Raw genomic sequence first — 26979 nt, 5'->3', positions numbered from 1 at the left:
ACGGTGCGCGGATGGCGGCGAAGAAGGCCGAACAGGCGCTCGTGGACCAGTGGCGGGACATCCTCGCGCTGCATGCCCGCACCCAGTGCGAACTCGATCGCGCACTGCATCAACACGGCCTGTGCGCCAGCGACTTCGAGGTGCTGGACGTGCTGTCCGGCGACTCCTGCACCTATCGCGTGCAGGAGATCTCCGAGCGGGTCCACCTCAGCCAGAGCGCGCTGTCACGGCTGATCGCCCGGCTGGAGAAGGACGGCCTGGTCGAGCGCGCCATGTGCACGGAGGACCGGCGGGGCGTCCGTGTGGTCCTCACGGCGAAGGGGCGCACCCTGCACGGCGAGGTGCTGCCGGTACAGCGTGCGGTGCTGACACGGATGCTGTCGGGCGACCTCAGCTCCAGGTGACGGCCGACCTCTCGCGCCACAGTGCGGCGACGGCGGCGTCCCCGATCACGTCCGGGAACGGCAGCCGGTTCCACAGCGCCAGGTACAACTGCGCGGCGGGCCCTGCCACTTCGCAGTCGGCGTCCCCTGCCGCATCCCGCGCGGCTACCGGCGGCTCCTGGGACAGCCGTACGGTCCACACCGCGCCGTCGGTGTCCGTGGCCCGCACCCGCAGCACCCGGGGCTCGTCGCTGCGGACCTTGCTCCTGGAGCGGGCGTGGAAACCGCGCAGCAGCTCGTCGATGCCGTCGGTCGCGAAGCCGGGGGCGATCCCGCTCGGCGCTCCGCCCCTCGCCGACTCCGCGTCGATCCGGTGCACCGTGGTCTCGTGCGCCTGCCGCCGGGCCCAGAAGGCGAGGGGTGACGGCGCGGGCAGGAAGTGCCAGCACCGCACGTCGGGCGGAGCGGAGGCGAGGGTGTCGACGAGATACCGGTGCCCCGCGCGGAACCACGCCAGCAGTGCGTCGCCGTCGAGGTCGGGCAGCCCGCCGTCCGGGTGGTAGGACGTGTGCCCCTCGGAGACGAAGGCGGCCGCCCACCGGTGCACCATCCCGGTGTGCCGCAGCAGATCCTTCACCTGCCAGTCCGGGCAGGTCGGCACCTTGGCATCGGTTCCGGCCTCCTCGGCGGCCGCCGCCAGCAACCGCCCCTCGCGGTTCAGGATCTCCACGAACTGTGCTGTCTCCATGGGGTGAGTGTGCCGGATGGAGTGCGGTCGAAGGGAAGAGCGCGGGGTTACGACCGCCGGCCGCAGCGGCGCTCCGGGCAAGCCGGCAGTGCCGTGGCGCAGGCTGACGCCGGCGTCGCCCGTGGTGTGGAAGTGCTTCAGGTGGCGTCGGGCGCCGACGTGGGAGATGCCGGTGGCGCCGGCGCACTCGGCCGCGGACAGGGTGCCTTCGGTAGCGCGCGGCGCGCGCTCGATCAGCTGGGCGGTCTCCACGCTCAGGCCCTTGGACAGCACGCCGGCAGGGGCAGGGGCAGGGGCAGGGGCAGGGGCAGGGGCGGGGGCGGGGGCGAACGCCATGGCCGGCACCCGGTCGACGCCGGCCTGGCCGCGGACGACCGTGTTGAGCAGCCGCCCGCGCTGGGCGGCCTACCGCTTCAGACGGGGCTTGAGGTCCTGGTGGCCGATGGGCTTGAGCGAGTAGTCGGCCTCGCCCTGATGCGTTCGGCCACCGTGGGCATCGTCTCCGCCGCCGGGATCGTCGCCCCGCGGATCGTCGACGGCGGAGGCCTCGCTGCTGCTGATTGCCGTCGGTGCCGGATCCTTGGGCTTCAACTACGACGGCCACGCCGGGTTCTGGCCCGCGGAGGAGCCGTTCGGAATGGACCTCGCCCAGGGCTCAGGGCGGGGGGCCTTCCGGCTGTCTCGCCCCGAGGACGGCGGCGTCGAATCCTCGACCGGGGCGTCAAGGACGGCCCGAGCCCCTGCACGTCCGCACGTGGGCGTGTGGGACCTGCGGGACCGTCCATGACCGCGGCCACGACGTCGCGGGCGACGTCCCGTTCGATCCCCGCCCTTCGAGGCGGGGAGCACGTCAGCGCTGGGTGTAGACGAAGCCGACCTTGTCGACCTCGTCGCCCGCGCGTCCGTGGAAGCCGGCGATCTGCCAGCCGGAGGGGGCGGTGCGGGTCACGCAGTCCGATGTCGTGGTGCCGCCGGCCAGGGTGCGGCCCAGGCTGGTGGTGAACTTGGCGTAGAAGATCCGTGTGTGGTCGTCCTTCACGCCCTGGCAGAGGTAGGCGGTGGTGACGTACTCGCCGCTGCCGAGGGTGAGGGACGACGCGGTGCCGCCCGTCCCGCCGTGCGTGAGCGTGGTGCCGTTCGCCAGCGTGAGGCTCATCTGGTCGACGCGTGCGCCGCTGTTCAGGGCGATGGTGGTGGCGCGGGCCCCGGCGGGCACGCTGTTGATGTCGTTGTAGTAGTCGCCGTGCGGGCCGCCGAACTGGTCGCTGAGCTGGTAGGCGGCGTTGCGGGACCAGTTGAAGCCGACCGTGATCGGGTCGTGGTCGGAGAGCATCTTCCCGTCGTCGGTGAGGAACTTGGCGTGCTCGTTGTTGTAGGACGTCGCGTTGAGCGAGACGAGCTTGCTGCTGCGGTAGAGGACCTTGTCGACGACCTCGCAGGTGTTGGGCACGGTCGCCCCGGACTGGTCGCAGACCAGGGCGTCACTGCCCTTGGCCGGCGGGGTGCCGCCCCGGATCAGCTGCACCCAGGCGTCGGTGAGTCCGTTGGCCGCCGCGAACTCGGCGATGGTGTCGGCGGTGCGGGTGTAGCGGGTGTTGGTGTCGCCCATGACCACGACGGCGTTTCCGGCCGAGTGGGTGTTGATGAAGGCGGTGAGCTGGTTGAGGTTGTCGGCGCGGGAGGCTTCGTCGCCGTCGTTGGTGCCGGCGTTGGTGTGCAGGTTGTAGAAGTCGACGTAGACGCCCTCGGCGAGGCGCTCGCGCATGAAGGTGAACCCCTTGGGGGTCAGGCAGTCGCCCGAATCTGTCTGGCAGGAGTTCCAGTGGACGCGCTCGAAGTCGTCCGTGTCGTAGGGGATTTTCGACAGCGTGTTGAGGCCGCTGCCGATGCCCGCGCCGCCGCTGGTGGGGGTGCGGTAGGCGTGCGCGGTGTCGGCGGCGTAGAGGTAGGAGTGGTAGTTGAAGTCCTCCTCGACGTGGACGATGTCGTACGGCGCGATGCGCTGGCCGATCGCGGTGGTGCTCGACTCGCGGGGCGTCGGCGCGCTGTTGACGGCCGCGGGCAGGCCGGCCACGTTGTAGCTGAGGACGTTGAACGAGCCCGAGTCGGCCGCCGCCGCGGCGGGTGCGGTCGCGGTGAGCCCGCCGAGTACGGCTGTGGCCGCCGCCAGGCAGGCGAGAAGTCTGCGCATGGGGTGTGTCTCCTGTGGAGGGAAAGCGGTTTCGATGGGGAGCGTGACAGAAGTTACCGCCGGTTACCACAGGTCTGTCGAGTGTTTGGACGCTCTTTCACAGGAGTTGTCGGCTGTACATGGATGGTTTGGGCAGTCGTCGCGGACAGGGGCAGAGGGCGCCGCCAGGGCCCTGCTTCCGGAGTCACCCCTGCGTCGCGTACGGCATCACACTCACGTGAAGCGTGAACGCGGTGCGTGCCGCGCCCGCCACGTCCGGGGCCTTCGCCAGAGCGGTGACCTCGGCCTCACCGCCGCGGGTGCCGGCGCACCGCAGTGAGGCGTGGGCCGTTCCGTCGGCGTCCAGTCGCCATCCGGAGGCCAGTACGAACACCGGCGCGGAAGTGTTCACGCCCTGCCACCGCTTGTCGTCCGTCCGGGGCCGCAGGACGAGGGAGACCACGGTCCCCGGCCGCACGCACAGCCGCCGCTCGACCGCGTCACCAGGGGCGACGCTGATCTGCGCGTGCCCGGCCGCGCAGTGGCGGGCCGGGGGCGAGGGCGCCGTGGCCGACGCACTGGGGCTTTCGCCGGACGGGTTCGCGGACGGGCCCGTCGGTGCCGGGGAGGACGGCCCCGCCGAGCTGCTCCCCGGCGTCGACGCCGCTCCTGTCGCTCCCGTGGATCCGCCGCCCGCCGACGTACCGCACGCCGCCAGGACGACCGTCCCGGCGATCATCCATGCCCCGGACCACCACCGCATCCCAGCACCTCCCGGCCCGCTCGTACCGAAACCAGCATCCCGCGGAACGCGGCCGGCAGCGGCGGGCCGCCGCCGTTTTTTCCAGTGCCGCATCAGAGAACCTTTGCCACCGCTGATGCGACGCGCCGTTCGGGTGCCGCGATCTGCTGCGCGCTAATCTGAGGCCATAGCAGAGCACGGAGTGACCTGCGGGCCGGCTTCAGGCAACGGCGCTGTGTTGAGGGAGCGAGATGCAGGCACTGACGCTTGGCCCAACGAACCGTGAGCGTGTCGTGCTCTTCGCTGCTGGAGCAGGCGGCGACCCGGAGCGGTACCGGCCTCTCCTGGAGTACCTGGCAGCCCATGACTGCCAGGTCATCGCGCCTTACTTCGAGCGTTTTGTCGCTCGGGAGGCGACCACGGCTGAGCTGCTCGCCCGCCCGTTCGGGCTGGTCGAGGCGCTCCGCCGCTGGGCGTCTGAGGACGCGTCTGTTGTGGTGGTCGGCCACTCGATCGGTGGTTGGGCCGGCCTCTGTCTCGCCGGCGCGACGCCCTGGGGGCGGGACGGCAGGCCGCTGGATGTCCCACGAGAGCCACGTGTTGGCCGTCTCGTCTTGTACGCGCCCGCGGCCGGCTGGTTCGCCGCTCCGGGTGCCCTGGGCGCGGTGACAGCGCCGATGCTCGTCTATGCGGGAGAGATGGACACCGTCACGCCCGTCGAGCAGGCCGTCCGCTTGAAGAGCGCGTCAGCCCAGGTCGACCTTCGTGTCGTGCCGGGGGCCGGTCACTTCAGCTTCATGAACACGCCTCCGCCGGGCATGGTCGAAAGCGAGGGCTTCGACCGTGCTCAGTTCCTCACCGACCTCGCGCCAGCGACCCTGGAGTTTGCCATCGCGACCTGAGGGGACGTGACGCGCCGTTCGGATGCTGGTTCGGACGGCGCGTCACGTCACTACGGGGCAAAGGTTGTCTGATGCGGCACTAGTTGAGGGCACTGCCCCTCTTCCAGGTGGCCCAGGGGATGTTCCAGTCGCCGTAGCCGTTGTTGGCCGCCACGGTGTCGACGGAGTGGACGACCGTGACCGGGTCGCCCAGGTCGACCCGGCCGTAGAACCACTGGGCGTCCTCGGTGCTCATGCCGATGCAGCCGTGGCTGCCGTTGACCACGCCGAACTTGCCCTTGTTCCAGGGCGCCGCGTGCACGTAGGTGCCGGACTGGGTGAGCTGGACGTCCCATTTGACCGCGCCCAGGTCGTACGCCTCGGGGCCGAAGATCCGCACGGTCGAGGAGTTCATGCGGATGGTCGGCACCTTGCCCAGGACGACCATGGTGCCGTTCCACGTCTCGTAGCCCTTCTTTCCACTGGAGACCTTCAGGGTGCGCAGCGTCCGCCCGTTCCTCGTCACCGTCATCGTTTTCGTCGTGACGTTCACGGTGCTGGTCACGGCGTCCCCGATGCGGAAGTCCACGACGCGGTCCTGGGTGCCGTAGAGCCCGTTGCCCGCGTTCACGCCTGCCAGGTCCATGCGCAGCGTGACACGCGTGCCCGGCGGCCAGTAGTTCACCGGGCGGTAGTCGATACGGTCGTTGCCGTTGCGGTCCTTCATCCAGCTCCAGGCACCCTGGACCGTGGGGGAGGCGGTGACATGGAGCTTGCGCTCGACCGCCGCCTTGTCGCGGATCGGCTTGTTGAAGGTGATCGAGACCGGCATGGCGATGCCGACCGTCGTGCCCTTGTCGGGGTGGTACTCGCCGACGAAGGCGTTCTTCGGCGCCTCGGTGGTGAAGGAAGCGGTCTTGTCGAGGGCTGATCCGCCATCCGTCTTTCCGTGCGCCTTCACCGTGTAGGTGGCGCCCGGGGCGAGCGGCGTGGTCGAGGTCCACACGGACCTGTCCTCGGACCAGGTGCCCAAGATCCGGCCCGGGCCGGGGGAGCCGACCTCGACGGAGATCAGGGATCCGCCCCGTGCGTGCACCGTCACCTTCCGCCCGAGCGGCACCTTCGCGCTGCCCGCGTCGGGCTGCACGACTATCGCGGGAGGTCCCCCCTTGTCCCCGCCGTCCGCCCCGCCGCCGGAGCTGCACGCGGCGAGTAGGACGGCGGCGGCCGACGCGAAGGCGATCGGAGGTGCGCTCCGGCGGCCCCACTGTGCCGGCGGGTGCTGTCGCATGGGACTCTCCCCTTCCCCAAGGGCTGGACTTGCGTTGCTTGCTTCGGCTGGTTTCGTTGACTTGTCGCTTTCCTGGTACCCCGGGAAGGCATCCGGCCGACCGGCCCATCGGGGTGACTGCTCAGGGTGGGGGCTACCTGCGCCCTCCGCGGGGGTGCGATTCGACCGGGGCCGGTTGTGACGGAGATCGGCCGCCGGACGGACGGCCCGGAGGCGCAGGCCGCCCGCGCTCTGCCGCCCGAGATCTACGGCTGCTTCCGCGGAGGAGCCGGTCAGGGCCTCAGCACGGCCGAGGCGGCCACCGGTTGGGACTCGCGCGCGGTGCCCGCGCGGTGTTCGTCGGACGGCCGGTGCTGTGGGCGCTGACGGTCGCCGGGGAGGCCGGAGTCGCCCGCTGCTCGACGAACTCACCGGCGAACTCGCCGAGGCGATGCGCCTGACCGGGACGTCCTCCCCGGACCAGGCGGAACGCGATCTGCTCCGGACGGCGCCTCCTCACGTGAGCCGAGGGTGCGGCGAGCGCCGAGACCTTCCGGCGGCCGCACGGCGTGTTACTGGGGTCGCCGCGCGATGTCCGCGCCGGTCACACCGGCCGGCCTGCTTTTCTGCCGGGGGCCCGGGGGGTGCCCCCCGGGAAATGCAGTACCAGCCCGATGAGCGCGGCGACCGCTGCCAGTACCGCGACGCTGGTGAGGGCCGCGGGCAGGGAGAACCAGTCGGCCATGAAACCGATCGCGGGCGGTCCGAGGAGCATGCCGCCGTAGCCGAGGGTGGAGGCGATCGCGACACCGCTCGGGCCGGCGAGCATCCCGGCGCGTTCGACGGCGACCGGGAAGAGGTTGGCGAGACCGAGGCCCGTGACGGCGAAGCCGATCAGAGCCGCCAACAGCGAGGGCGCCAGGGAGCCGGCCAGCATGCCGAGCGCGGCGGTGGTGCCGCCCGCGATCACGGTGCGGGTGGGGCCGAGACGTTCGAGCAGGGTCGTTCCCGTCAGCCGCCCGACGGTCATGGCGAGCGCGAAACAGGAGTACCCCAGTGCCGCCGCCCCCGCTGAGGCGCCCAGGTCCTGTTCGAGGTGCAGTGCGCCCCAGTCGGCCATGGCCCCCTCGCCGTACGCCGTGCACAGGGCGATGAGCCCGAAGACGGCGACCAGCCCGCGGCGACGCCCGTCGAGCCGGCTCGGACCGTCCTGCCCGGCGCCGCCCGCCGACTCGGGCGGCCGCGGTGGCTGCCGCGGTGGCTGCTCACGCAGCAACGAACGTCCCGCTACGGCGGTCACGGCAAGCCCGATGAAGGTCAGCCCGAGGAGATGCCGCGTGGGGGACAGATGCCCGGCGACCAGCCCCCCCAGCCCGGCGCCGAGCATGCCGCCCAGGCTGAAAGCGGCGTGGAAGCTCGGCATGACCGGCCGTCGCAGGGCGGTGACGAGGTCGACGGCCGCGCTGTTGAAGGCGACGTTGATCCCGCCGTAGGCCGCGCCGAAGAGCAGGAGAACGGCGCCGAGTGCGACGGCCGAGTGGGTCAGCGGCGGCAGGGCGACGCTCAGCGACAGCAGGATGCCGCAGACCACGGTGACGGCGTGGCTGCCGTAGCGGCGGCACAGGCGTCCGGTGAGCATCATCGTGATCACGGCGCCGGCGGAGACGCCGAGCAGGGCGAGCCCGAGGGCGCTGGCCGAGGCGCCGGTCTGTTCCTTGATCGCGGGGATACGGACGACCCAGCCGGCGAAGATGAAGCCGTCGAGGGCGAAGAAGACGGTGAGCGTGATGCGGAGCCGGGTGAGGTCGCTGCTGTTGTTGCCCGGCACGACGTTGCGCGTTCGGGATTTGTTTATCTGCGGCACAAAACAACGCTAGGGGGATGCAGCGAGCAGGGCAAGGGATGTGCTCCGCCCGGTGGCCCGGTGGCCCGGTGGCCCGGTGGCCCGGTGGCCCGGTGGCCCGGTGGCGAGGGTCTGTTTGGGGCCTCACGCGTGTTTGAGCTGCGCTGAGGCGTGTACGCGAACGGTATGACCCAGTCGAAGCGTGAGACAGAGCGAAAGTACGATGCTCCGTCGGCCGATGACACCTCGTGGCTCCCCGAGCTCACCGGCGTGGACGGCATCGTGTCGGTCGTGGAACAGGGCACCGACGAGCTGGATGCCGTGTACCACGACACCGGGGACCTGCGGCTGGCCGGCGCGTCGGCAACGCTACGGCGAAGGACCGGCGGACCCGACCCCGGCTGGCACCTGAAGCTGCCCCTGTCGCAGGACAGTCGGGAGGAGGTGCGGTCCCCGCTGTCCGAGACCATTCCGGACACCCTGCGTGACCTGGCCCTTTCCCGTACCCGCGGGGCAGAGCTGACCCCGGTCGTCCGCATCAGGTCCACCCGCGCCACGCGGAACCTCGTCGATTCCGAAGGCGCGGTCCTCGCCTCCCTGACCGTCGACAAGGTCCGCGCCGAACCCCTGCGCGGCACGACCACCCTGGCCGCCTGGACCGAGATGGAGGTCGAACTCGCCGACGGCGCCGATCCGGCACTGCTGGACGCCGTGGACAAGACCCTGCGCAAGAACGGCATCGACCGCGCGTCCGATCCGTCCAAGCTGGCCCGGGCCCTTGAGCAGACAGGAGTGGGCGGGCCGCGTCTGCCGGACCCCCGTGCCGAGGCCGTCGTACCCGGCTGGGCCGGCGACGACGTCCTCAGGTACGTGGACGAACAGGTGCACGCCCTGGTGCGTCTCGATCCGGCGGTGCGCCGTGACGTGCCCGACTCGGTGCACAGGATGCGTGTCGCCTGCCGCCGGCTGCGCAGCATCCTGCGTTCCTACCGGTCGGTGCTGGATCGTCAGGTCACCGATCCGATCCGCGACGACCTCAAGTGGCTGGGTGGCGAGCTGGGCGCGGAGCGCGACCAGGAGGTCCTCATGGAACGGCTCGGCTCGCGTATCGAGGCCCTGCCCGGGGAACTCGTCCTCGGGCCTGTCGAGGCCCGGCTGAAGGCGTGGAACGTTGCCCGCACCGACGAGGCGCGCCGGCGCACCCTGGACGCGCTGCGCACACCTCGGTACCTGGCCCTGCTGGATTCCCTGGCCGCGCTCACCGAAGCGCCGCCGCTGCGTGGCAAGGCAGGCCGCAAACCGGAGAAGGTGATGGCCAAGGGCGTCTTCAAGGAGTACGACCGGTTGGCCGGTCGGGCGGCGCACGCGCTGGAGCTCGCGCCCGGAACGGAACGCGACACGGCGCTCCACGAGGCCCGCAAGTCGGCCAAGAAGACGCGCTACGCCACCGAACCGGCGCGTGCCTCGCTCGGCAAGCCCGCGAAACGGCTCGGCAAGCGCGTGAAGGCCGTGCAGAAGGTGCTCGGGGACCATCAGGACAGCGTCGTGGCCCGGGACGCCCTGCGGAAGCTGGCCCTGGCGGCGCACGCCGCGGGGGAGCCTGGTTTCACCTGGGGCCTGCTCTACGGCCAGGAACAGGGCGTGGCCAGGGAGCGCGAACGGGAACTGCCGACCGCATGGGCCGATGCGTCGAAGCCCGGCCTGCGCAAGGCGCTCGACCCCTGACATCCGCCCGGCGCAGGGGTCGGGCCGGATGCGGGACGCCCGCCCGGGTGAAACCCCCTGGGTCCGCGGGCCGGTGAACGGGGCACCGTCCACGGGGGCGGCATGGTGACGGAGTCTCCACACCGACCTCGTAGGAGGAAACGCATGCTCGGCACCGACTTCCGCACCGGATCACCCGACTGGATCGACCTCGGCAGCCACGACACGGACGCGGCCGCCGCCTTCTACGGCGCCGTCTTCGGGTGGCAGTTCGTGTCCGCCGGGCCCGACGCCGGCGGGTACGGGTTCTTCCAGAAGGACGGGAAGACCGTCGGCGCCCTCGGGCCACTGAGCGAGGAGGGCGCCGCGTCGGCCTGGACGACGTACTTCCAGAGCGACGACGTCCAGGCCACCGCTCGCGACGTGGCTGCCGGCGGGGGCGCTGTGCGGGCCGAACCCATGGACGTCATGGGTGAGGGCTGGATGGGCCAGTTCACCGATCCCCAGGGTGCGCAGTTCGCCGTATGGCAGCCGGCGAAGACGAAGGGGCTGGAGAAGGCGTCAGAGGACAACACGCTGGTGTGGGTGGAGCTGCACGTCGCCGACCCGGAGGCGGCGATCCGCTTCTACCAGGGGCTGTTCGGCTGGCGTTTCCAGGAGATGCAGGCACCCGGGATGACGTACCGGGTGCTCAGCATCAAGGACGGCGACCAGCAGGAGGGCAGCTTCGGCGGTGTCGCCCCGCTCCGTGGCGAAGGGGAGGAGCCGCGCTGGGTGCCGTACTTCGCCGTGGCCGACGCCGATGTCATCGCGACGAAGGTGCAGGAGAACGGCGGGTCGGTGCTCATGCCCGCCTCGGATGTGCCGGACGTCGGGCGGATCGCCTGGCTGGCAGACCCGGGCCAGGCGGTGTTCGCCGTGCTGAAGCCGAACCCGCGGCAGGAATGACAGCTCCTCAGCCGCAGCGCGGAGGCGATGCTCCGGGCCACCTCCGCGGCCACGAAGTGCAGGGCGTCGTGTGCGGTGTGCGGCTCCGTGTCGGTCGGTTGCACACTCATCACCGGGTGCCCTTCGCCGCGAACTCGGCGACGGCGTCGACGTTGTCCTTGGTGATGAAGGCGGGGCCGGTGAGGACGGGGACGGTGCTGCCGCCGCTGAAGTTGCCGTTGGTCTTGTACAGCCACAGGGAGTCGACGGCGAGGTAGCCCTGGAGGTAGGGCTGCTGGCCGACGGCGAATTCGATGGTGCCCTTCTGGACGGCGGCGACCAGGTCCTTGTTGAGGTCGAAGGTGGCGACCTCGGCCTTGCTGCCGGCGTCGGCGAGGGACTGGACGGCGGTGAGGGCGATGGGGGCGCCGAGGGTGACGACCTGGTCGATGGAGGAGTCCTGCTTGAGCTTGGCGGTGATCGTCGACTTCACCGACGGGATGTCGGTGCCGTTGACGTAGAGGATGTCGGTCCTGCCGGTGAAGCCCTTCTTCAGGCCGGCGCAGCGGGCTTCGAGGGCGACCTGGCCCTGTTCCTGGATGACGCACAGGGCGTGTTTGGCGCCGAGCTGGTTGAGGCGTCGGCCGAAGGCCTGGCCGGCGATGTTCTCGTCCTGGCCGAGGTATTCGAGCATGCCGAGTTCCTGCCAGTCCCCGACACCGGAGTTGAACCCGACGACGGGGATGCCCGCGGCCTTGGCCTTGCTGATGACGTCCTTCATGGCGGTGGGCTTGGCGGCGGTCAGGGCGATGCCGTCGACTTTTTGGGCGATGGCGTTCTGGACGAGGTTGGCCTGGTTGCCGGCGTTGGGGTCGGAGGAGTAGACGAGCTTGATGTTGTCCTTGGCGGCGGCCTGGGCGCTCTTGCGGATGAGGTCCCAGAAGGTGTCGCCGGGGGAGGCGTGGGTGACCATGGCCACCGTCATGCGGGGTGTGGTGGCCTTGCCTGCGGAGGCCGCCGCGCCGCCTTGCTCGGACTTCTTGCCCCCGGAGCTGCTGGAACAACCGGTGGCGAACAGGGCGCCGACGAGAACCGCGGCGGTCAGAGTGGCGGCTCGGTGGTGTCTGTCAGGCCCGCCCGTGTGCCTCCTGCGAGCGCCGCGAGAGTGCGTCGATGACCACCGCGGCGAAGAGCACTCCGCCGGTGATGACGAACTGGATGGCCGTGGGGGTGTCCGTGATCGCCATGCCGGAGGCGATCGACTGGATGACCAGCATGCCGAGTACCGCGGACCAGGTCGTACCGCGTCCTCCGAACAGGCTGGTGCCGCCGATGACGGCTGCCGCGATGGCGTTGAGCAGCAGGACACCCGATCCCGAGCTCTGGCTGACCGAGGTGATGCGTGAGGCGAGGAACAGGCCGCCGATCGCGGCCATCGTCCCGGAGACCGCGAGCACCGCGGTCTGGATGCCCGTCACGTTGAGGCTGGCGCGACGGGCCGCCTCGACGCCGCCCCCGAGTGCGTAGACCCGTCGGCCGTAGTGCGTGTGGCGCAAAACGATGTCGAGGCCGGCCACCACCACGAGGAAGATGAGAAGGGCGAGCGGCAGCCCCTGGAACCGGTTGAGCAGATAGGCCGTGGTGAACGCGACCACGGCGAGTCCCCCCGTGCGCACCCCGATCTCCCGCAGCGAGCGGTGCGGCATGCCGGCGGCCACGCGGCGGCGCCGGTCCAGGTACGACATCAGGAAGACGATGCCCGCGCAGAGCGCCGCCAGGGCGTAGGCGACGGCGTCGTTGGTGAAGTAGTAGCTGGTCAGGTCGGCGACCAGCCCGTTCTCGTCGAGGTTGACCGTGCCGCTGGTGCCGAGGACGTAGAGCATGAGGCCGTTCCAGGTGAGCAGCCCCGCGAGCGTGACGACGAAGGCCGGGACCCGGGTCTTGGCGCAGGAGAAGCCCTGGACGGCTCCCGCCGCGGTGCCCGCGAGGACCGCGAGGATGAGCGCGATCCATTCGGGCACGCCGTTGTTCACGTTCAGCACGGCGAAGATGGCCGCGGCGAAGCCGCTGATCGAGCCGACGGACAGGTCGAGTTCACCGAGCAGCAGCACGAAGACGATGCCGACCGCGATCAGGCCGGTGCCCACGATGTCCACGCTGAGATTGGACAGGTTCCGGGGTGAGAGGAAGTTGTTGTTGAGGGACTGGAAGATGATCCAGACCGTGGCGAGGACCAGGACCACGGGCAGCGAGCCCAGTTCACCGGCGCGGAACCTGCGCCGGAGGGCGGCGGCCGCGTCCTTCAGGGCTAGCGCGACGGCCTTTCGGCGGTGCGGCCCGCGGGCCTCGGCGGCGGCTGCGGCACCGTCGGCCTGCGTGTTGTCCGTCATGCGGCGCATCGCTTTCACCACCCCGCCTCATGGGTGGCCGGCCGGCGGGGCACGTTCTCCGTGGCGCCGGTGATGGAGGAGATGATCTGTTCCTGGGACGCGGTGTTCACGTTGAAGAACCCGTTGTTGCTGCCGAGCCGCAGCACGGCGGCCCGGTCCGCGAGCGCTTTGACGTCCCCCATGTTGTGGCTGATGAGCAGCACCCCCAGACCGCGGTCGCGCAGCGCGTCGACGAGGTCCAGGACCTCGGTGGTCTGCTCGAAGCCCAGCGCCGCGGTCGGTTCGTCCAGGAGGAGGACCCGGGGCCCGCCGAGGAGCGAACGTGCGATGGCGACCGTCTGGCGCTGGCCGCTGGACAGGGAGACCACCGGGGCACGCAGATCGGGGATGGTCCTGGTGAGGCGTTTGAGCAGTTCGATGGTGCGGCTTTCCATCTCCATCTCGTCGAGGAACCCGAACCTGCGGATCTCCCGGCCGAGGAACAGATTGCCGACGACATCGAGGTTCCCGCACAGCGAGAGGTCCTGGTACACGGTGGCGATGCCGAGGTCCCGGGCGTCGTGCGGGCGCCTGATGTGCACCGTGCGGCCCTCCCACTCGATGACGCCCTTGTCCGCCGGGGCGACGCCCGAGATCACTTTGACGAGGGTGGACTTGCCGGCTCCGTTGTCGCCGAGCAGGGCGACGACCTGGCCGGCGTGGATCTCCAGCTCGACGTCTTTGAGGACCTCGACGGCACCGAAGCGTTTGCACACGCCGTGCAGCGCCAGCAAGGGGGAATCGGGCACGGAGACCATCTCCTTCCCGGGGCTCGGACTCGGTCGGAGCCGGTTCGTCAGGTCAGTCCGGACCTGCTGCAGTCGGCCTGGAGCCGGGGGACGCAGATCTGCCGGACGGTGTAGAAGCCGTCCTTCACCAAGGTGTCCTTGATGTTGGCGGCGGTCACGGACACGGGGGTGAGCAGGACGGCCGGAACGGTCTTCCCGTCACTGGTCCTGACCTTGTCCTTGGCGACCTGCCCGAGAGCGGTCCGGCGCGCCGCGGCCACGGCCATGGTGGCGCCGGCGGAAGCCTCGGGGCCGAACGGCTTGTAGACGGTCATGTACTGATCGCCGGCGACGATGCGCTGCACGGCACCGAGTTCGGCGTCCTGCCCGGTGACCGGAGGCAGCGGGGTGACCTTGTTCGCCTTGAGGGCGGCGATGCTGCCCGCGGCGAGGCCGTCGTTGGCGGAGTAGACCCCTTGGATATTCGCCACTCCCAGGGCGGCGATGGCGCCGGCCATGTTCGTGTTCGCGATCTCCGGCCGCCACTGCAGCGTGTCGTACGCCTTGCCGATCCGCACTCTCCCCTTGAGCACGGACAGTGCGCCCTTCTTGAACGACACCGCGTTGGGGTCGCTGGGATCTCCGTTCATCATGACGATCTGGGGGGTGTGGCCGGGGTTGCCCATGGCCTTCAGCAGTGCCCTGCCCTGGAGCCTGCCGACCTCCTCGCCGTCGAAGGAGACGTAGCCCGAGATCGGGCCCTGGGCGAGACGGTCGTAGGCGATCACCGGGATGCCCGCCTGAGCTGCCTTCCTGACCGAGGCACCGAGAGATCTGGCGTCCACCGCCACGAGCACGATCGCATCGACGCCCTTGGTGATCATCGAGTCCATCTGTTCCTGCTGGAACGCCACATCGCCCTTGGCGTTGGCGTACTCGATCGTGCAGCGTCGGCACAGCTCCATGATCTTCTTCTCGAGCAAGGGCCTGTCGCGTGTCTCCCAGCGGGCCGTGGTGGCATCCGGCAGCAGCAGGGCGATCTTCGGTGTGTTCCCCCCGGCGGAGTCGCTTGGGGTACCGGACCCGCAGGCCGACAGTGCAACGGCCGTCCAGACCGCGGTCATGACCATGGCCGCTCCCCGTATGCAGGCCTTCATGTGCGAGACCTCCCTCCGAGCGCGGGTCGGGTGGTCACGCCGGCATGGAGATCCAGAAGGGCACTGGTCGCTGCCCGCACGCGGCGACACCTGGCCCTCTCACGTGAGCGGCGAGACGACCATGCCGTCAGTTTGGCACCGGCTACGGCGATCTGCGAATGCAGTGGCGGTTTGCTCCGATATGCGATTCTGTTGTGGTGACGCCCGATCTCAGCCGCATCCGCGGCACGGACGGGAGGTAGGTTGCGGACATGCCCCAAGACGGCGGTGCCCGGGCCGCAGTCTCTCAGCTGCGGGCATCCGGAGCCGAAGCCGCGGACGCGCGCGGACTGTCCGCGGTGCCGGAGGCGGTGGGCGAGCGCGCTCTCACCTTCGCCGGAGCGGCCATGGCGGCCGTCTATGTGCCCGCGGGCGACAAGGACGAGCTCCGGCTGGCGGAGACGGCGCGCTGGGCCGTCTCCGACACCCGGCTGCCCGAGCGGCTGCCCCTGTCCGGAGGCTCACCCGCGGTACACGCCTTCCGTACCGACCGGCCGCTGTGGCTCAGCCCCGCCGACCTGGCCGCCCACCCCGAAGGCGCGCCCACGCCGCCGCACCCGGAGGCCCCGCTCGGTGCCCTGCCGCTCCAGGCGGATGGCAGCCGGCTCGGCTGCCTCGTCGTCGTGGGGACATCCGGGGACGGCTTCGAGGACGAGCAGCGCCGCTTCCTGGAGCGGTACGCCGACGCCGTCGCGGGTCTGCTGCTTGCCGCGGCCGGCCGGTCCCCGCCGGCGCCGCTGCTGGGTCCTGCCCTGCGGAGCCTGCGCGTCGGCTCGTTCGTGCTGGTGCCCGACACCGGCCTGATCGAGGCGGACGACACCCTGCTCGAACTCCTCGGCATCACGCCGGCCGACTTCGACGGCAAGGCGGACACGCTGCTCGCGCACGCCCTGCCCGAGGACATGCACGCCCTGGTGTCGGTCCTGGAGCCGACCCCCCAGGCGTTCGGCCGGCGGGAGCTGGAGTTCCGGGTCCGCGGCCCGACGGGGGAGATGCGCTGGCTGAGCCTGAGCTGCCGGGTCGTGGCGGGCAGCGACGACCGTGCGGAGCAGGTCCTGGGCGTGGTCACGGCGACCTCCGTGCTGCGCCGCAGCCCCGACGACGTCTCCAGGATCCAGTGGCTGACCGCCGCACTCGACGACGCCACCACGGTCCGTGACGTCGGCCGCGTCGTGGTCACCGCGCTGCGGGAGCCGCTGGGCGCCGACCGGGTGGCCCTTGCGGAGCTGCAGGGCGACCGGCTCATGGTGACCGTGCTCGATCCGCCGCAGCCCGCCGCCTGGCCGGAGGCCTGGCGTGCCGAGTGGCGTACGGAGTGGCCCGACGCGCCGGTCAGCGCCCTGCCCACCCTCCAACTGGCCATGCGGGACGGGCGGTTGGACCTGTGGCCCGCCGGCACGGCCTTCGAACCGAACCTCGCGGGCATCGGCGACGGAGGCCTGGCCGTCCTGCCGCTGCCCGCGAGGGGCCGGGTCGCCGGCCTCTGCATGGTCGGCTGGGACCAGCCGCACGAGTTCGCCCCCGACGAGCGGTCCCTGCTGACCGCCACCGCGGCGCTGGTCGGGCAGGCCCTCAAACGGGCGCACGAACACGACGCCGAGCAGGAACTCGCCACCATGCTGCAGCGCAGCCTGCTGCCCCGGCGTCTCCCGAACCTGCCCGGCGGCACGGCCGTGGCCCGGTATCTGCCCGCCCGGCGGGGCCTGCAGGTGGGCGGCGACTGGTACGACGTCATCGCCCTGTCCGAGGACCGGGTGGCGCTCGTCATCGGCGACGTGCAGGGGCACAGCGCGGGAGCCGCGACCATCATGGGCCAGATGCGTACGGCCGTCAGGGCCTACGCGGTGGAGGGCCACCCGCCCGACGTGGTCGTCTCCCACGCCAACCGCCTGCTCGTGGGCATGGAGACCGACCTCTTCGCCACCTGCTGCTACGCCGAACTCGACCTCGAACAGGGCAACACCCTCTTCGTCCGGGCCGGGCACCTCGCCCCACTGGTGCGCCATCCCGACGGCACCACCGAGGAGATCGAGGTCGAGGGCGGACTCCCGCTGGGCATCCTCGAGGAGGCGGAATTCCCCATGACCGCCGTCGAGTTGGCCCCCGGCACGGTCCTCGCCCTGGTCACCGACGGCCTGGTCGAGGCAGCCGGCCTGCCCCTCGACGAGGGCATGCGCCAGACGCGCACGGCGCTCGCCGCGGCCGATCCGGCGGATCTGGGACGCATGGCGGACCAGTTGCTCGGCGACGTCGGCCGCCGCGAGGACGACGTCGCCATACTGCTGCTGCGCTACGACGGCATGGGGACCCGGCCGATCAGGGCCGGCTGGGTGGTGTGGCGGCTGCCCGACGCCGTCATGCACGCCCGCCGCTTCACCGCCCGCACCCTGCGCAAATGGCAGGCCGAGGACGTGGCCGACGCGGTACTGCTGGTCGTGTCCGAACTGGTCACCAACGCCCTGGTGCACACGCAGGGCCCGGTCCGCCTCGACCTGATGCTCCGCGGTGACCGGGTACGGGTCTGTGTGGGCGACTCCTCTCCCCGCGCCCCCGCCAAGCCGGTGATCGTGGACTGGGAGTCGACCGGCGGCCGTGGCCTGCTCCTGGTCGAGGCGATGTCGGAGTCGTTCGGCTCGATGCCGGTGGCCGGCGGCAAACAGGTGTGGAGCGAGATCGTCCTGCCGGGTCGAGCACCGACGCCCACTGCCCCGGGCCCGGGAACGGAACTAGGAGGCCGGCGGTGAGAACCCGCCTGTGGCATGTCGTCGCCGCCCTCGTCGCGGGACTCATGACGATGCCCCAGACCGCCTGCGGAGGCGACAGCCAGTCGCGGTCCGACAGCTTCACCGTCGGCCTGCTGCTGCCGAGCCGGTCCGTCCCCCGCTGGGAGCACTCCGACAAGCCGCTGATCGAGAAGCGGCTGAAGGAACTGTGTCCGCGCTGCACCGTGGAGTACGCCAACGCCGAGAACGACGCGGACAGACAGCGGCAACAGCTGACCTCCATGATCACCAAAGGGGTCAAGGTCCTGATCCTCGACGCCGCGGACGCCAGGGCGCTTCGTTCCTCGATCGTCGACGCCCACCGCGCGGACGTACCGGTCGTCGCCTACGACCGGCTCGCGGAAGGCCCGGTCTCGGGCTACGTCAGCTTCGACGGAGGACAGGTCGGCAGGCTCCAGGGCGAGGCCCTCCTGAAGGCCATGGGCGCGCAGACGAAGAGCAGTCAGGTCGTCATGCTGAACGGCGATCCGACCAGCCCCAACGCGGCCTGGTTCAGAAAGGGCGCCCTGTCCGTCTTGGCGGGCAAGGTCAGGATCGGCAGGTCGTACGACATCCAGGGCTGGAGCACGGACGACGCCAACGCCCAGATGTCCGCCGCCGTCGCGGCCCTGGGCCCCGACCGGATCGGCGGGATCCTGGCGGCCAACGACGCGATAGCCGCGGGTGCCATCTCCGCTCTCAAGCGCGCCGGTGTCAGGCCGCTTCCCCCGGTCACCGGTCAGGACGCCGACCTCGACGCCGTACGGCGCATCCTCCAGGGCGAGCAGTACATGACGGTGTACAAACCGTTCCGGGCGGAGGCGGATGCGGCCGCCGCCATGGCCGTGGCGCTGGGCCGTGGCGACGATCCCCGAAGCGTCACCACGACGACCACCGACAGCCCCACCACCAGCCGTATCCCGTCCGTGCTGCTCACCCCGAAGGCCGTGACGGCCGGCACCGTCGAGCAGACGCTCGTCAAGGACGGGGTGTACTCCATCGACCAGATCTGCACCCGCGCGATCCGGCCCGCCTGCGAGAAGGCCGGACTCACGCGGTAGTCACCGTCGAGCGGCAGCCGCCGTCACGGAGTCCACTTGATGTTCGGGTTCACCTGGCCGGTCCAGTTGAAGGTGGCCATGTTGTCCCAGCCGTCCCCGCTGTTGTCGATGTCGGCGGGATCCCATCCGTTGCCCGGGACCGCGTACCAGGTCGGCTCCCAGTAGAAGACACCGATCGCGCCCGCGCTGCGGGCCGTGTTCTGCACGGCGGTGAAGTTGGCGGCCTGCCCCTGCCAGGTGAGGGGGTAGCCCGAGCAGCCGGAGGTGACCGAGTTGGCCGTACCGTCCGCGTTCCCCGAGGTGAACGGGTAGGCCGTCTCGGCGATGATCACGTCCTTGCCGTACCGGGACTTCATGTCGGACACGACGCTGCCCATGTTGGACAGCGTGCCGTGCCACATGCAGTAGTAGGACAGCCCGGTGATGTCCCAGTTGACGCCCTTGGCCTTGATGCCGTCGTAGAACCATCGGGCGTGCGCGTCGCTGTCCGCGTCCGCGGTGTGAATGACGACCTTGGTGCCGCTGTTGCACGCCTTGGTCGCGTTGTAGCCGGACTTGAGGAGCAGACCGAGGTTGGTGAAGTCGTTGTCGACCACCTTGCCGTCGTCCCACAGCATACCGACATTGATCTCGTTGCCGATCTGCACGCTGTCCGGGGTCGTGCCCTGGGCCTTGAGACTGTTGCAGACGTCGTACGTGTAGTTGTAGACGTCCGTCTGCAACCGGCTGATGCCGTGGCCGGACCAGGCCGCGGGTTTGTACTGCTTGCCCGGATCCGCCCAGGTGTCCGAGTAGTGGAAGTCCACCAGCAGTTTGAGGCCCTTCGCCTTGACCGTCTTCGCGTACGCCAGCACCTTGGCCTTGTTGTTGTAGCCGCTCGCCGGGTCGTTCCAGATCCGCAGCCTGACGTAGTTCACGCCGACGCCCTTGAGGATGTCGAGGGGATCCTTGGCGTTGCCGTTGGCGTCGTAGTACTTGGCGCCCAGGTCGAGTGCCCGCCGCGCCGTCGAGACGTCGGCGCCGAGCATGCTGAGCGAGCCCGCGGCGGCGGCGCTCGTCGGCGAGGTGAGCAGGGCCGCCGGCAGCGCGGCGGCCACCGCGAGCAGGGCGCCGACCTTCATGGTGCGCCTGGAGCCGTGCACGGACATCCCGATCTCCTTTGACCCGGCGTCTGGTTGACGAGACGCGTGTGCTGAGAACGTGCACAGTAGGGGACACCATTGTCATGAGCAATACAAAGCACGGTCGGATGGAAAGGATCTCGGAAATGTGGGAGCGTGCACAGCTTGCACCGCTCACCACTGATGGTGTGCCCGGATGTGGAAGGCGTCGTCGTCGCCGGAGTCGCCGGATCTACGCCCCTGCCTCACTGCATACCTGAAGGCCTGCGGTCCCCGCGCCCTGGCCTGTCACCTCCTGGAGGTCCTGGACGTTCTGGACGTTCTGGACGCCCGACAGGATGCCGTCGAGGCCGGCGTCGGACAGGCGGTGCCCGGCCACGGCGGCGACGGTCCTCAGCACCGCCTCGTAGAACACATCCCGTACGGCGGGGCGCATGACGTCGGAGGCGTCGAGGCAGCGCGGCACCGCGGGCTGCTGGAACCTTCCGTAGATCGCGCGTGCGGTGGCATCCACGTCGCCGTCGTCGGCGACCTCCGCCATGACAGGGGTCATCGCCGAGTACATGGCGCCCTTGTCCGCCCACCGCTGCTGCCCGGACTGGGAGAAGAGGGCACGCAGCGCCTTGCGGGCCGGCTCCCTGTCGTTGAAGAGGGCGGCGAAATCGCCGGACACCTCGTAGGCCCGTGTCCGGTAGGGGCCGCCCGGCAGCAGTGGTGCCGAGTCGGTGAGGAAGGCGCCGTCGTCCCCCTGCGCGAAGGAGCCCTGGTGTTCGAAAGCGCACCGGGTGGCTTCGCGGAACGCGGTGTGGTTGCCCGGTTTCAGTGCTTCGGGGCCGTGCCAGTCCGCGGTCAGTGCCCGCTTCGCCTGTTCTCTGTCCGTGGCGAGGAAGTCGGCCCACCGCCGCCATGCCTCCCGGACCGGCCCCTTCGTCCACGCCGTCCGGGCGTGCTTGCCGGTGCCTCGGGCCCAGTCCGCGTACACGTCCGGTCCCGCCTGCTGCAGCACGATGTCCTCGATCCAGTCGGTGCCCGGCCAGCCGGCGGCGCCGTCCTCGCCCATCCCGAGGCACCAGGAGGACGCGGTGGCGGGCTGCCCGACCACATGGCGGGACTTCCACACAATGCTCTTGAGATTGGCGTTGACCGGCCACCAGTAGGTGGAGCCCTTGCCGTCCGGGCGCCAGGGGCCCGCGTACCGCAGGCCCCTGACCAGGTCGTCGAGCGGCTTCAGATGGTCTTCGGCGCGGTACTCGGCCAGTTCTCCGATGCCCGGCATGATCGCGATGTCGGGCGGGTCGCCGGCCTGCACACGGGAGAGCAGTACCTCGCGCTGGGCGGGGGTGCCCTGGTAGCGGACACGGATGCCCTCGGCGTCCATGAGGCCGAGGAAGCGCTGTTCCTCCTTGCCCGTCCACGGGCCGAGGACGGTGACGACGGGATCGCGCCTCAGGACCTGGGGGGTGACGATCGCCGCCACGACAGCCAACGCGACCGCTGCCGCGCCGATGCGGCGACGCCGCCTGGTACGGGTCATGCGGTTCCACAGGCGGCGCGCCCACGACCAGTCGACCGGGCGCTCCGGGTAGTCGGTGGTGAGCCGGACGACGAGGCCGGCGACGGCGGCGCAGGTCACGGCCACCCCCACGACGACGTAGACGACGTTGAGCCAGCCGAACGCGGACAGGTCCGGCAGGCCGATGGCGGCGACGTGCTGCTGCGCAGCGGTGAGGTCCTGGGCACCCGTACGCGGCGAGTTCTCGAGGGAGGTGTCCAGGATGTCCGTGAGGTGGGCGCGGGCTACGTCCAGGCTCTCCGCGGTACGCCACGCCATGAAGGCCGGGAGGGCGGCCAGGGCCATGGAGCCGATGACGCCGACCAGGATCCAGGGGGCGAGCAGCCGACCGCAGCGCCTGCTGACGGCCCGGCATGCGAGGCCCGCCACGACGGCTGCGGCTGCCAGCGCGGCCGCCGCCGCCACCCAGGACACCGTCAACAGGACGCCCAGGTCGGACAGTTCACCCGCCCGGCCCTCCTCGGCGGCGGCGACCGTGTCGAGGCGGGCGAGCAGACCGGTCTTCGGGCGTTCCAGGAGGGCACGGGCCTCGGCGAGTTTCTCGGCCCGCATCTCGTCGTCCGCCTGGTACTTGACCGTGGCGGATGTGATGACGCTGTTGTAGGCGGCGAGCAGGCCGTTGACCGCGGAGATGTCCTGGTCCCTGCCGCTGCCGACGTGGTCCGCGAGCTGGGTGAGACTCTGGTCCGCGGCGGCGAGCTGGCTCTCGGCCGTCTCGCCGGCGCCGACCGTACCGGCGACCCCCTTGACGATCGAGGCCCGGGCTGATTCGTCGGCACGCAGCACGGCGAGCCTGACGGCCGCCGTGCCCCGCACGGACGGCGCGACCTCCTCACGTAACTCCCCGGTCCGTGCGTCGAGTTGGGGTACGGCCACGCCGGTGAGCAGTGCGACGCCGACGGCGGCGCAGCCGAGGAACCCCCACAGGTGACGCAGCAGCAGCCGATGCGTGCTCAGGACACGCCGGGCCTCGCCGGGCCGCTCGCGCCCCCGCCTCATGACAGCTCCTCTCCGCAGCGCACGCAGTGAAGGGCTCCGGGAACGGCCGGTTCCGCGCAGGCCGGGCAGGGACCGGCGGGACGTTGCCGGCCTGCCGTACGGCTCGTGCCCCGGGAGGCCGACCGGGCGCCGAGCCGCAGCAGGGCGACACTGACCCGGTGGGCGTCGGCGGGCAGGCGTACGCTGACGGATCCGGCGGCGGCGTCATGGATGTCGCCCCAGCCCCCGATCTCGTTGAGCATCCAGCCCTCGGCGAGTTGGTGCGCCCCTGCGGCGGCCTGTCCCAAGTGGCTTTCCGCAGCGGCCCGTTGACCGCCCCTGAGGGCTTCGAGCCCCCTCCTGAAATGCATGATCATCCGGTGCCTCGAGTCGAGGAGGCGGCTGCTTTCGCCGGTCGTCTCGTCGTTGGTGCGCGAGGCGGTCGGTGCGGGTGGGAGGCGGGGGTCACGCCAGCGGGCGGTGACGGCTTCGTGCAGGGACCCCAGCGACACCATGGCGAACTGGAGCTCCTCGCCGAGCCGGTCGCCGGCACCATCGGCGCGCAGGGCGAGCAGGAACTCGCTGGTGACGCCCGCCGGATCCCAGGGCAGGGTGGGGAACACGTGACGGTACGGTCCGGACGGCGGGTCGGCGGCGAGTTCCAGGTGCTCGGGCGTGAACTGGACGAAGGACTCGATGCGCACGCCGGGGCGCACGGTGACCTCCAGCGGCAGCGCGGGCACGGCCCTGCGGCAGGCACGGCGGACCGCCGCGGCGAGCGCGGCGGCGAAGTCGGGGCCCGCGGCGTCGGCCGTCCCCCGCAGACGGCCGGCGATCCGTTCCAGCGGCTGGTAGTCCCAGTCATTGCCGACGGCGATCACCTCGCAGCTGAACTCGGCTCCGCACGCTGCCAGTTGGGCGGTGAGCGACGCGTCCTCGTATCCGGTGCTCCCGTCGGTGACCAGCAGCAGCCGGCACAGCGTCCGGTCGCACCCCGCGAACAGCCGCCGTGCCTCGGCAAGCCATCCGTCGTAGCCGAAGGATCGCGGTACGCCGTCGGCGGCCAGCGGCGCCGCGCCCATCGCGAAGGCCGCGCTGATCCGGTGCTGCCGGTCGGCCGGCGCCCACGAGCCGGGCCCGGCCGGGTAGTAGCGCACCGGCCCCCCGCCGCGCTCGGCGCCCGCCGTGACCACGGCGAACGACGCACCCGAGGGCATTGCAGTGAGCGCGTCGCGCACCGCGGCCACCATGCGCTCCCTGCGGTGATCGGCGACGTCGAGCGCGATGATCAGGGCGAGTTGACCCGGGTCGGCGTGCTCGCCCCGCGCCTGGTCGAAGACGGCCACCTTCAGCTGCGCGAGCAGTTTGACCGACGCGCCCGGCACGCGTTTGTCCGGCACGAGATCGGGCTCGTCGACATGGACGAAGAGCGTGGTGTCATACGGCACCGCGGTTCCACCACCGCCTGAGGACGGTGTCGTCGGAACCTGCTCGGCCGGACATCTCATCAGGGCCTCCTGGTAGGTGCTCTGGTAGGTGCTGCGGCACGGACACCGCGCCGCCTCACGTCCACGTCGTCGGGCGGACGGCATGGGCGCGCTCCACCAGGGCCTCGCTGAGATCGGTGTCGGTGGCGGCGAGTTCCAGGTAGTCGCGCTCCAGCTGGACGCGGACTTCCTCCGCCCGGCTTTCGGCGGGGGTCGGTTCGTGCGCGGGCCGCCACCGGCGGCGCAGGTGGCGCCAGAACGTGGCTTCGCCCGCGCCGGTGACGCCGTGGGTCAGATGCAGCGCGGCGAGCTGCCACTCGTTGACCTCGATGCGCAGCCGTAGTTCGTCGAGCGGTGCGAGGACCAGCTCCCGTTCCTGTGAGGAGCGGATCCGGTCGGCGGCGTGCGCGGCGAGCACGGACTCGGCGGCGTCCGGCGGGGGCAGGTCGCCGGGGTCGGAGCCCAGGCACGCGGCCCGGATCCGGGTGGCGGCCCGCTGGGCGAGGGTACGGCCGCGGGTGCCGCGCGGCACCCGTTCGAGGACGGCGAGTGCCTGGACGCGGTCGTGCTCGTCGAGGGCGAGGCGGGCCAGGCCCAGGGCGGCGCCGCAGTGCGCCGGGTTGCGCAGATGCACGGCGTGGAACAGATCGCGGGCCAGGGCGCGTGCCGCGGCGGCGCCCGGCGCCTGCGGCTCGGCGTGTGCGGTGCACTCGTGGACGTAGGCGAGGGCGAGCTTCGGCGCATACTCCCCCGGCAGGTCGGCGCTGACCCGCTCGAAGCTCGCACACGCCTCGGCCAGGTCCTCCGCCCGGCCCGCGGGCCGCCGCGCAGCGCTCGCACCGAACCGGGCCAGCGCGATCATCCCGCGGTGCCACTCCAGGCGCCAGCGCCGCACTTCCTCGGGCCCCGGGATGGCCTCGGCCAGGGCCAGCTCCGCCTCCGCGGCAGCGACGTCGGGCGGTGCGGGAGCGGTGGCGAGGGCGACGCGGATGTTGTGCAGGCAGATTTCGGCGGAGGGCTCGTCGCCGGGGTTCTGCTGGAGCCGCACCGTGCCGGCGTACCCGCCGCTGACGCCGAACTCCGGGGTCCTCGGGTCGTCGGAGAACGGCTTGGGCACCGGGAGCCGCCGTGCGATCTCGACCGGCGTGGGCCGCCCGGGGTCGAGAATCCGCAGGACGGGCGGGGTGCCGCGGCGCGGGCGGTCCTCGTCGCGGCGCGCGAGAGCGGACGTCGTGGGTACGTCGCCGAGCCGCTCGCCCAGCCAGTCAGGTGACGGGTCGAAGTAGCCGGACGGTTCGGGTGAGCCACCCTTGCCGCGCAGCGCCCTGATCTCCCGCAGGGCGCCCCGGAGCTGGTCGGCCATCTCCTCCGCGTCCTTGAACCGCGGCCCTTGGCCCACCGTGCGCGTGGCACGGGCGATGACGGCGTCGAGCGACGACGTGCCGAGGCCGGGCACGTCGTCGCGGACGGCGGGGGCGGCGAGGCAGCGCAGCGTCACGCCGACGGTGTGCAGGTCGTTCGCGAGAGTGAGCTTCCCGGCCAGCTCCGGCGCGTGGAAGCCGGGCGTCACATGGGGCGGCGGCTCGGTCTGGCCGACCTTGCGCACACTGCCCATGTCGATGACCTTGACGTGGTCGTCGAAGTGGACGACGTTCGACGGCTTCATGTCGCCGTACAGGAGCTCCTGCCGGTGCAGGTGGGAGAGCGCCGTCAGGATCTGGATGCCGTACGTGGCGACGTGCTCGATGTCGAGTGTCTCGCGTCCGCAGCGGACCTCGTCGATGACGGACTGAAGGGTGTGGTCACCGACGTCCTCCATGACGATGTGGCCGCCCCTGACCTCGATCTCGGCGTGCGTGGCGCCGTCCTCACCCGGTTCGGGGGCCTCGTACGGCAGGAAGTCGCGGATCCGCACGATGTACGGATGCCGGCTGGCGACGAGGGTGCGCCGCTCCAGGTCGGCGAGGGCCGCGCCGTCCGCGCCGTAGCGGTCGCGCAGGGTCTTGACGGCGACCAGGTCGCCGAGGTGGGTGTCCTCGGCGAGATAGACCCAGCCCTGACCGCCACGGGCGACAGGGCCCTTGATGTGGTACTGGTTGCTGAGCGTGGCACCCTGCACGAAGTCGGGCCGCATGGCATGCGGGTTGCCGCAGCGCGGGCAGTGCTGCCGGTCGGGGCTGTCGGCGAGGACCGGGATCGTGGCACCGCAGTCCGGTGTGCGGCAGCGTTGCGCCTGGTCCGCGATGTGGGCGCCGCCGGCGAGCCGCTCCTCGGACGAGCGCGGCGTCCGGGGCGGCAGTTTCAGCAGCTCCCGGGGGCCTTGTGGCCCGTCACCCAGCTCCGGCAGCGGCCGCGCGTTCTGCCGCCGGCCGCAGCGACCGCAGTACCCGGTCGGCAGGATCGTCCCGCCGCAGGGCCCTCCACTGAGCTGTCGCTGACGGCACGGCTCCGCACTCACGCGCACTCCTCTTCCCCGTTTCCCCCGACGGCCTTCGGCGCGGCGATGCCCCGACGGCGGGCCGTGCCGCTCACCCGCGGCCCCCGTCTCCGGGATACGCCGCCCGCAACTCGTCCGCCAACTCCCGTAAGGCGCCCAGCCGCTGGGCCGGATCGGGCAGCTTCACGATCGCGGCCCGGCGCGCCGTCAGGTCCGCGGTCACGGCGGCCGCGTGGCGCAGGGACTCCGCATCGACCATCCCGGCCTCGCGCGCCCGGCGGGCCTCCACCTCCTTCGCACGGGCGAGCAGGCCGTCGACATAGGTCCAGAAGGCGGGCTCAACCACCGTGGCGCCCACTTCCCGCCATCCCGGGCCGCCGCTCTCGCGGAAGACCAGCAGCAGTCGCACGCCGCATTGAGCGACTCTGTCGGGAATCTTGAGGACGGCAGTTAACGATCGTGATGTTGCGTCAGGCTCGTTGGAACGTCCCGCCCTCGTTCCCCAGGAGCCCGATGTGTCCCTCCAACCTCACTCCGGA

21 protein-coding genes are annotated in these 26979 nt (G+C 71.2%); 7 read left to right on the top strand and 14 right to left on the bottom strand.

From position 1 onward, the window contains the following. Positions 1-11: 11 nt before the first annotated feature. A complete protein-coding gene (locus LJ657_RS41115; protein ID WP_232654805.1) occupies positions 12-404 on the top strand; it encodes a MarR family winged helix-turn-helix transcriptional regulator in 393 nt (130 codons plus the stop codon). Here LJ657_RS41115 and LJ657_RS41110 read toward each other — a convergent pair. The 3 genes from LJ657_RS41110 to LJ657_RS41100 all read right to left on the bottom strand — a co-directional run bounded on the left by LJ657_RS41110 (position 391) and on the right by LJ657_RS41100 (position 4064). Continuing rightward, positions 391-1131 carry a maleylpyruvate isomerase family mycothiol-dependent enzyme gene (locus tag LJ657_RS41110; RefSeq protein ID WP_232654874.1) on the bottom strand — a complete coding sequence of 247 codons (741 nt, stop codon included), beginning with the start codon at positions 1129-1131 and terminating at the stop codon, positions 391-393. The genes LJ657_RS41115 and LJ657_RS41110 overlap by 14 nt on opposite strands. Before the next feature lie 850 nt (positions 1132-1981). After that, a complete protein-coding gene (locus LJ657_RS41105) occupies positions 1982-3322 on the bottom strand; it encodes a jacalin-like lectin (protein ID WP_232654804.1) in 1341 nt (446 codons plus the stop codon). 184 nt (positions 3323-3506) lie between these two features. After that, positions 3507-4064, bottom strand: coding sequence for a hypothetical protein (locus LJ657_RS41100; protein ID WP_232654803.1), 558 nt, complete (start codon positions 4062-4064; stop codon positions 3507-3509). 230 nt (positions 4065-4294) lie between these two features. On the opposite strand from LJ657_RS41100, the gene LJ657_RS41095 reads away from it, so the two are divergent. Then, complete coding sequence (locus LJ657_RS41095; RefSeq protein ID WP_232654802.1) at positions 4295-4945, top strand: alpha/beta hydrolase family protein; 651 nt, start codon at positions 4295-4297, stop codon at positions 4943-4945. Positions 4946-5024: 79 nt separating this feature from the next. Here the strand turns inward: LJ657_RS41095 and LJ657_RS41090 are convergent, their stop codons facing one another. Further along, positions 5025-6215, bottom strand: coding sequence for a L,D-transpeptidase (locus LJ657_RS41090; protein WP_232654801.1), 1191 nt, complete (start codon positions 6213-6215; stop codon positions 5025-5027). Between LJ657_RS41090 and LJ657_RS49195 the strand changes: the two genes are divergently transcribed. Beyond that, positions 6173-6655: an alpha-hydroxy-acid oxidizing protein gene (locus tag LJ657_RS49195; protein WP_372488043.1), complete on the top strand. Its 483-nt coding sequence runs from the start codon at positions 6173-6175 to the stop codon at positions 6653-6655. The genes LJ657_RS41090 and LJ657_RS49195 overlap by 43 nt on opposite strands. A 143-nt stretch (positions 6656-6798) precedes the next feature. Here the strand turns inward: LJ657_RS49195 and LJ657_RS41085 are convergent, their stop codons facing one another. Further along, positions 6799-8058 carry an MFS transporter gene (locus LJ657_RS41085; RefSeq protein ID WP_372488042.1) on the bottom strand — a complete coding sequence of 420 codons (1260 nt, stop codon included), beginning with the start codon at positions 8056-8058 and terminating at the stop codon, positions 6799-6801. A 165-nt stretch (positions 8059-8223) separates the two neighbouring features. On the opposite strand from LJ657_RS41085, the gene LJ657_RS41080 reads away from it, so the two are divergent. Both LJ657_RS41080 and LJ657_RS41075 read left to right on the top strand, forming a co-directional pair. Then, the gene (locus tag LJ657_RS41080) at positions 8224-9762 is read left to right on the top strand and encodes a CYTH and CHAD domain-containing protein (RefSeq protein ID WP_232654800.1); all 1539 of its coding nucleotides are present in this window, start codon (positions 8224-8226) and stop codon (positions 9760-9762) included. 144 nt (positions 9763-9906) lie between these two features. Next, on the top strand, positions 9907-10689 hold the full coding sequence (locus tag LJ657_RS41075) for a VOC family protein (RefSeq protein WP_232654799.1): 783 nt from the start codon (positions 9907-9909) through the stop codon (positions 10687-10689). Positions 10690-10798: 109 nt separating this feature from the next. On the opposite strand, the gene LJ657_RS41070 is transcribed toward LJ657_RS41075, so the two are convergent. From LJ657_RS41070 to LJ657_RS41055, 4 genes are read right to left on the bottom strand one after another with little or no spacing between them, the layout of a single operon-like run. Continuing rightward, the gene (locus LJ657_RS41070; protein WP_232654872.1) at positions 10799-11773 is read right to left on the bottom strand and encodes a substrate-binding domain-containing protein; all 975 of its coding nucleotides are present in this window, start codon (positions 11771-11773) and stop codon (positions 10799-10801) included. Positions 11774-11795: 22 nt separating this feature from the next. Next, the gene (locus LJ657_RS41065) at positions 11796-13067 is read right to left on the bottom strand and encodes a sugar ABC transporter permease (RefSeq protein ID WP_232654798.1); all 1272 of its coding nucleotides are present in this window, start codon (positions 13065-13067) and stop codon (positions 11796-11798) included. Between the two features lie 5 nt (positions 13068-13072). Beyond that, positions 13073-13855: an ATP-binding cassette domain-containing protein gene (locus LJ657_RS41060; protein WP_232654797.1), complete on the bottom strand. Its 783-nt coding sequence runs from the start codon at positions 13853-13855 to the stop codon at positions 13073-13075. A 38-nt stretch (positions 13856-13893) separates the two neighbouring features. After that, complete coding sequence (locus tag LJ657_RS41055) at positions 13894-14982, bottom strand: substrate-binding domain-containing protein (protein ID WP_232654796.1); 1089 nt, start codon at positions 14980-14982, stop codon at positions 13894-13896. A gap of 251 nt (positions 14983-15233) precedes the next feature. On the opposite strand from LJ657_RS41055, the gene LJ657_RS41050 reads away from it, so the two are divergent. Continuing rightward, positions 15234-17765, top strand: coding sequence for a SpoIIE family protein phosphatase (locus LJ657_RS41050; protein WP_232654795.1), 2532 nt, complete (start codon positions 15234-15236; stop codon positions 17763-17765). Further along, on the top strand, positions 17762-18844 hold the full coding sequence (locus LJ657_RS41045; protein WP_232654794.1) for a substrate-binding domain-containing protein: 1083 nt from the start codon (positions 17762-17764) through the stop codon (positions 18842-18844). The genes LJ657_RS41050 and LJ657_RS41045 overlap by 4 nt, the downstream gene beginning before the upstream one ends. Positions 18845-18867: 23 nt before the next feature. Here LJ657_RS41045 and LJ657_RS41040 read toward each other — a convergent pair whose 3' ends face one another. From LJ657_RS41040 to LJ657_RS41020, 5 genes are all read right to left on the bottom strand, one after another. Beyond that, the gene (locus LJ657_RS41040) at positions 18868-19992 is read right to left on the bottom strand and encodes a glycoside hydrolase family 53 protein (protein ID WP_232654793.1); all 1125 of its coding nucleotides are present in this window, start codon (positions 19990-19992) and stop codon (positions 18868-18870) included. 205 nt (positions 19993-20197) lie between these two features. After that, positions 20198-22537 (bottom strand): extracellular solute-binding protein, encoded by a 2340-nt coding sequence (locus LJ657_RS41035; protein WP_232654792.1) that lies wholly within the window; start codon positions 22535-22537, stop codon positions 20198-20200. Further along, complete coding sequence (locus tag LJ657_RS41030; RefSeq protein ID WP_232654791.1) at positions 22534-23964, bottom strand: vWA domain-containing protein; 1431 nt, start codon at positions 23962-23964, stop codon at positions 22534-22536. The genes LJ657_RS41035 and LJ657_RS41030 overlap by 4 nt, the downstream gene beginning before the upstream one ends. Positions 23965-24079: 115 nt before the next feature. Next, positions 24080-26461: a protein kinase domain-containing protein gene (locus tag LJ657_RS41025; protein WP_232654790.1), complete on the bottom strand. Its 2382-nt coding sequence runs from the start codon at positions 26459-26461 to the stop codon at positions 24080-24082. Positions 26462-26531: 70 nt separating this feature from the next. Continuing rightward, positions 26532-26849 (bottom strand): hypothetical protein, encoded by a 318-nt coding sequence (locus LJ657_RS41020; RefSeq protein WP_232654789.1) that lies wholly within the window; start codon positions 26847-26849, stop codon positions 26532-26534. Positions 26850-26979: the final 130 nt, after the last annotated feature.

It is taken from the genome of Streptomyces guryensis (assembly GCF_021261325.1).
Classification (GTDB): domain Bacteria; phylum Actinomycetota; class Actinomycetes; order Streptomycetales; family Streptomycetaceae; genus Streptomyces; species Streptomyces guryensis.
This window is presented reverse-complemented; position numbering and strand designations above follow the sequence as displayed.